The following is a 5813-nucleotide window of genomic DNA, read 5'->3' on the forward strand; positions in this document are numbered from 1 at the left end:
CAGCCGACAGCCGACAGCCGACAGCCGACAGCCGACAGCCGACAGCCGACAGCCGACAGCCGGCAGCCGGCAGCCGACAGCCGAGCCCCCGCCTCCGCCCCCCGCGTCCAGGAGACCAGTCCGTGATCACCGCGCCCGCTCCCATGCCGCCCGCCTACGACTCCGGCGACACCGCCTGGATGCTGGCGGCGGCGGCCATGGTGCTGCTGATGACCCCCGCCCTCGCCTTCTTCTACGGCGGCATGGTCCGCACCAAGCACATCCTGGTGATGCTCAAGATGAGCTTCGCCTCGCTGTGCTTCGTGAGCATCCTCTGGTACCTCGTCGGATACTCGCTCGTCTTCGGCCCGGACGTCGGAGGCGCCGGCCTCATCGGAAACCTCGACCACGCCTTCCTGCGCGGCATCGAGCCGAACACGCTGACCGACTCGATCCCGACCTACGTGTACGCCACCTTCCAGATGGGCTTCGCCATCGTCACGGTGGCGCTGATCAGCGGGTCCATCGCGGGCCGGGTCAGGATGCGGGGGTGGCTGGTCTTCTCGGCGCTGTGGCTGCTGATCGTGTACGTGCCGATCGCGCACTGGGTCTTCGACACGGAGAACGGCTGGATCACCAAGCACCTGGGCGCGCTGGACTTCGCCGGCGGCCTGCCGGTGGAACTCAACTCGGGCATCGCGGGGCTGGCCGCGGCCCTGGTCATCAGGGGGCCGGCGGACTTCCGGCGCAAGGAACCGCGGCCCAACAACATCCCCCTGGTCATGATCGGTGTGGCGCTGCTCTGGTTCGGCTGGCTGGCCTTCAACGCCGGGTCGGCCGTCCGCGACACCGGCACCGCTGCCACGGCCTTCATCAACACCCAGCTCGGCGCGGCCGGCGCGATGGTCACCTGGCCGCTGGTGGAGTACTGGCGTACCCGGCGGGTCACCATGATGGGTGTGGGCTCGGCGGCCGTGGCCGGCATGGTGGCCATCACCCCGGCGTGCGGCGAGATCGACCCCACCGGCGCGCTGGTGACCGGACTCGTCGCCGGCGCCGTCTGCGCGTACGCCATCACCCTGAAGTACCGGCTGAACGTCGACGACACCCTCGACGTGGTCGGTGTGCACGGCGCGGGGGGCCTCGTCGGCCTGATCATGGTCGGCCTGTTCGCCACGGCCGACGTCAGCGGCAAGAAGGGCCTCTTCTACGGGGGCGGCGGCTCCCTGCTCTGGAAGCAGATCGTCGCCATCCTCGCCGTGGCCGCGTTCTCCTTCGTCGTGACCTGGATCCTCGCCAAGGTCGTGGACGTCGTCGTCGGCTTCGCGGCCGAGGAGACGTACGACGCCGTACCGGGCGAGGACGAGGAACGCGCCTACGACTTCCGCACCGCCGAACGCCTGGACGCCCTCGCGGGCGGCGACCGGGGCCCCGACCGGGAGACGCTGGCCGAGATCCAGCGGCTGCTGCGGGACCGCAGGGAGGGCTGAGGGCCCGACACCGGCGGCGCGCCCAGAGTCCGCCGCCGGCCCGACCGCCCGCTGTTCCAGGCCCAGAACGGGCCCGTCGAGCCGTCACACGCCCCTCGGGGACGCGTCGCACACCGTTGACAGCCGCGCGCGGGAGACCGAAACTCTGCGAGTGCTGGTGAAATAATTTTCACCACGCGAACCGAAAGCCCGCGAGCCACGTGTACGACAGGGTGCGGTGAGCGAAGCTCATCGCCCGCCGTGACGGCAACGACGCCAATCGAAGGGAACGACCGATGCGCACCACCGTCGGCATCATCGGGGCCGGCCCCGCCGGACTCCTCCTCGCCCGGCTGCTCCACAACGCCGGGATCGACTCGGTCGTCCTGGAGAGCCGCGACCGCGCCTACGTCGAGCGGCGGCAGCGCGCCGGGATCCTGGAGCAGGGCACCGTGGACGTCCTGCGCGCGGCCGGGGCCGGGGAGCGGATGGACCGGGAGGGCCTGCCCCACGACGGCATCGAGCTGAGGTTCGCCAGGCGGCGCCACCGCGTCGACTTCCCCGCGCTCACCGGCGGCAGGTCCGTCATGGTCTACGCCCAGACCGAGGTCTGCAAGGACCTCGTCGCCCTCCAGCTGAAGGACGGCGGCCCGTTGCTGTTCGAGGCCGAGGCGTTGGCCGTGGAAGGCGCGGAGACCGACCACCCCCGCGTCCGCTTCCGGCGCGGCGGCGCCGAGGGTGGAAAGGGCGCGGAGGAAGTCCTGGAGTGCGACTACGTCGTCGGCTGCGACGGCTTCTGGGGTGTGGCCCGGGCAGCCGTCCCGGCCGGACCGGTCCGTACCTTCGAACGGACGTACCCCTTCGGCTGGCTCGGCATCCTCGCCGACGTCGCCCCCTCGCACGACGAACTGGTCTACGCCCGCCACGACCGCGGCTTCGCGCTGCTCTCCATGCGCTCCCCGTCCGTCTCCCGCCTCTACCTCCAGGTGCCCGCCGGCACGGACTCCGAGAGCTGGAGCGACGAGGAGATCTGGACCGAGCTGGAACGCCGCTTCGAGACCGACGACGACTGGGTCCTGAACCGGGGGCCGATCACCCAGAAGTCGGTCACCCCCATGCGCTCCTACGTCCACGAGCCCATGCGGCACGGCCGCCTCTTCCTGGCCGGTGACGCCGCGCACATCGTGCCGCCCACCGGTGCCAAGGGCCTCAACCTCGCCGTCGGGGACGTCGTCACCTTCGCCCGCGCGCTGGCCCACCGCTCGGAGACCGGCTCCGACGACCTCCTCGACGCCTACTCCGAGACCTGCCTGCGCCGCGTTTGGCAGGCCGAGCGCTTCTCGTACGACATGACGACCCTCCTGCACCGCGCCCCCGACGCCGGCCCCTTCGAGGAGCGGCTCCAGCTCGCACGCCTCGACCGGATCGTCTCCTCCCGCGCCGCCGAGACCGACATCGCCGAGGCCTACACCGGTTTCCCGATCGGGTGAACCAACCCGGTGACCCGACCGGGTGAGGGGTACCCGGACCCGCGCACAACCCCGCCCGTGAGGGGAATCACTGATCCGCGTAGCGTGTTGTGCGGCAGGGCGAGGGAAAGATCCTACCCAAGCAGTAGGGTCATTCCTTTGCCGTTCTATTACTCTTGAGCCAAGGCTGCGTCGTGTGGCCATGGAGGAGTGAAATGAGGAGCAGAAACCCGGTCTTCTCGCGACGGGGGTTCAGCCGCGACAACGGCTACGCGGGCTTCAACGCCGCGCCGCAGGCCGGGGGTCCCGCCGTCGCCACGCAGGGCAACCCGTACGCGCAGGGCGCTCCGTACGCCCCGCCCGCCGGCAACCCCTACGCCCAGAACCCGTACGCACAGCAGGACCAGCAGTACGGCGCGCCGCCGCAGTCGCCGGCCACCACCGGCCGCATGACGATGGACGACGTCGTCATCCGGACGGCGAGCACGCTCGGCGTGCTCGTGGTGACGGCAGCGCTCGCGTGGGCGCTGCTGCCCGTGGACGACGCCAACATCGGCCGTTCCATCGGTGTCGGTGTCGGTGCCGCGCTGGTCGGCATGGTCCTGGCGCTCGTCCAGTCCTTCAAGCGCAAGGCCTCGCCGGCGCTGATCCTGACGTACGCGGCGTTCGAGGGTGTCTTCCTCGGCGTCATCTCCAGCGTCGTCGACAACCGCATCGCCGACGGCGCGGCCATGCAGGCCGTGATCGGCACGATGGCGGTCTTCGCCGGTGTGCTGATCGCGTACAAGGCCGGCTGGATCCGCGTCAACCGCCGCTTCTACGGCTTCGTGATGGCGGCCGCGCTCGGCTTCGTCTTCCTGATGATGGTGAATCTGCTGTTCGCCGTCTTCGGCGGCGGTGACGGCCTCGGCTTCCGCAGCGGCACCCTCGGTGTCGTCTTCGGCATCGTCGGCATCATCCTCGGCGCCTGCTTCCTGGCCATGGACTTCAAGCAGGTCGAGGACGGACTGGCCTACGGCGCCCCGCGCGAGGAGGCCTGGCTCGCCGCCTTCGGTCTCACGCTGACGCTGGTGTGGCTGTACCTGGAGTTCCTGCGGCTGATCGCGATCCTGAACAGCAACGATTAGCGACGACTGGTAGCGACCAGTACGCGAAGGGCCCCGGGCTTCGAGCCCGGGGCCCTTCGTCGTCGTGGGGACGGCGCGCCTAGCGCAGCTTGCGCGCGGCCCTTCTCAGGTCGTACTCGTGGATGATCGCCTTCGCGTGGCCGTACGCGAGGTCGTGTTCGTGTCGGAGCCAGCTGACCTTTTCCTCGAAGCGGAAGAGGGAGGGGCCGTCCTCGACGGCGCGCAGCCAGTCGGAGATCTCACGACCGGTGCAGTGGGGGATGCGGGCGAGCATGTTGCGATGGGTCTCCTCGGAGAAGACATGGGACATCGGCGCCTCCGGGCGAAAGGGGATGTAAGCCGGTCCTTCAGGTCACCGTGCCTGAGCGTTTGCCCGTTGGCAACAGTCCCGGAGGGGCGCGTACGCTCGCGCCGTGGTTGATACGACGCCTTTGACCCGTGCCGTGGACGACTTCGCCGACCGGCTGCGGGCCGCCCCGCAGAGCAGGCTGCAACGCGGGGCCGCCGCCGAGGCGCTGGAGCTGGCCAGGGAGCTGGCCCGACGCGCCCAGCTCGTGGAGGAACCGGGGACGGAGCCGCGCGAGATGCCGGACGCGGGAATGTTCGCCGCCGCCGACCAGATCGCCGTGGCCGCACACGACCTGGCCCTCGTACTGACGGACGAGGGCCAGGTGGACGAAGCGGTGGGGCTGGTGGAGGAGGCCCGCAAGCGGGCGGGGGTCTGACGCCCCGGCCGGTGGTCGGCGAAGCGGCTGGACGGTCGGCGAAGCGGCTGGACGGCTGGATGGCTGGACGAAAGCGGCTAGAGGGACGCGATGACGCGGTCCGCCAGGATGTACACGTTCTCCTCGCCGCAGGCGAAGGTCAGCGTGTAGGCACCGGAGATCCCCGAGCCACCGAGCAGGTACGGCGTCCTGCCCGCGCCCAGCGCGGTGGCCAGGCGCTCTGCGGTCTCGCGATGCCCCGGGGTCATGCACAGGGTGGTGCCGTCGGCGAAGACGTACACGTCGAGCGTACCCAGCGGGCCCGGACGGACGTCCGCCAGCGCGATGCTCGACTCGGCCAGCTCCTCAAGGGTGGCGACCGTGCGCTCGTGGTCACCCACGGCCGGTGCCGGGTTCGGCACGAAGTCCGGGTGCGAGGGGTGCCGGCGACGGGCGGCGGCCAGTTCGGCGGATTCCCTGGGTCCCGAGTCCAATGAGTCCACCGCGTCCACCGGGTCCACCGGGTCCACCGGGTCCATCGTGGGCGGTTCGTCGGTGTCCGCGCGCGGCTCCACCATCGGGTCCAGACCCACGAGGTCGGTCTGGCGGGGCAGGAACAGCTCGCTGTCGGACAGGCCGAGCAGCAGGGGCGCGTCCGCGGCGTCCCGGGAGTCCTGTGCCGCCCAGAAGGCCCGCGCCTCGGCGAGCTCCCGCTCCCGCTCCTCGGCGAGCGCCTCCGCGACGGCGGCGCGTATCTCCTCGGCGGCGGCGCTGCCGCGGGCGGCGGGCACCCGGCCCCTCGTGGCGGCGGCGCGGCTCTCGGCCAGCTCGGTGCGCAGGGCCGCCACCTGTCGGCGCAGCACCAGAATGCTGCGCAGGACGGCGACGCCCACGGCGCCGGTGGCGGCCGTGGTGAGCAGCAGGGCGATCGGCATGGCGCTCACTGACGTACTCCCGGTTCAAAGTCGACCCCCGACTTCCTACATCAGCTTGAAGGGCGGACTAACCGTCTGTCAGTGCGTAACGTCACGAAGAGGACAGGACTTTGGGCCCGGACGGTGGGGG

General features: G+C 70.9%; 6 protein-coding genes. 4 read left to right on the plus strand and 2 right to left on the minus strand.

The features are described 5' to 3' along the window. The first annotated feature begins 122 nt into the window (after positions 1-122). The 3 genes from ABEA26_RS34630 to ABEA26_RS34640 all read left to right on the plus strand — a co-directional run bounded on the left by ABEA26_RS34630 (position 123) and on the right by ABEA26_RS34640 (position 4044). Positions 123-1469, plus strand: coding sequence for an ammonium transporter (locus ABEA26_RS34630; protein WP_345597867.1), 1347 nt, complete (start codon positions 123-125; stop codon positions 1467-1469). A gap of 275 nt (positions 1470-1744) precedes the next feature. After that, on the plus strand, positions 1745-2938 hold the full coding sequence (locus tag ABEA26_RS34635) for a 4-hydroxybenzoate 3-monooxygenase (protein ID WP_345597868.1): 1194 nt from the start codon (positions 1745-1747) through the stop codon (positions 2936-2938). Between the two features lie 194 nt (positions 2939-3132). Then, positions 3133-4044: a Bax inhibitor-1/YccA family protein gene (locus ABEA26_RS34640; RefSeq protein ID WP_345597869.1), complete on the plus strand. Its 912-nt coding sequence runs from the start codon at positions 3133-3135 to the stop codon at positions 4042-4044. A gap of 79 nt (positions 4045-4123) precedes the next feature. Here ABEA26_RS34640 and ABEA26_RS34645 read toward each other — a convergent pair whose 3' ends face one another. Beyond that, entirely contained in the window at positions 4124-4354 is a 231-nt protein-coding gene (locus ABEA26_RS34645) for a DUF4287 domain-containing protein (protein WP_345597870.1), read from the minus strand. A 133-nt stretch (positions 4355-4487) separates the two neighbouring features. On the opposite strand from ABEA26_RS34645, the gene ABEA26_RS34650 reads away from it, so the two are divergent. Continuing rightward, on the plus strand, positions 4488-4769 hold the full coding sequence (locus ABEA26_RS34650; RefSeq protein ID WP_345597874.1) for a hypothetical protein: 282 nt from the start codon (positions 4488-4490) through the stop codon (positions 4767-4769). Positions 4770-4846: 77 nt separating this feature from the next. On the opposite strand, the gene ABEA26_RS34655 is transcribed toward ABEA26_RS34650, so the two are convergent. Beyond that, positions 4847-5692 carry a hypothetical protein gene (locus ABEA26_RS34655; protein ID WP_345597872.1) on the minus strand — a complete coding sequence of 282 codons (846 nt, stop codon included), beginning with the start codon at positions 5690-5692 and terminating at the stop codon, positions 4847-4849. Between the last annotated feature and the right edge of the window lie 121 nt (positions 5693-5813).

It is taken from the genome of Streptomyces marokkonensis, from assembly GCF_039539045.1.
Classification (GTDB): domain Bacteria; phylum Actinomycetota; class Actinomycetes; order Streptomycetales; family Streptomycetaceae; genus Streptomyces; species Streptomyces marokkonensis.

Coding starts and splice junctions, on each gene's coding strand:
- ABEA26_RS34635 (WP_345597868.1), top strand. CDS start 1,745: ATGCGCACCACCGTCGGCATCATCGGGGCCGGCCCCGCCGGACTCCTC.
- ABEA26_RS34640 (WP_345597869.1), top strand. CDS start 3,133: ATGAGGAGCAGAAACCCGGTCTTCTCGCGACGGGGGTTCAGCCGCGAC.
- ABEA26_RS34645 (WP_345597870.1), bottom strand. CDS start 4,354: ATGTCCCATGTCTTCTCCGAGGAGACCCATCGCAACATGCTCGCCCGC.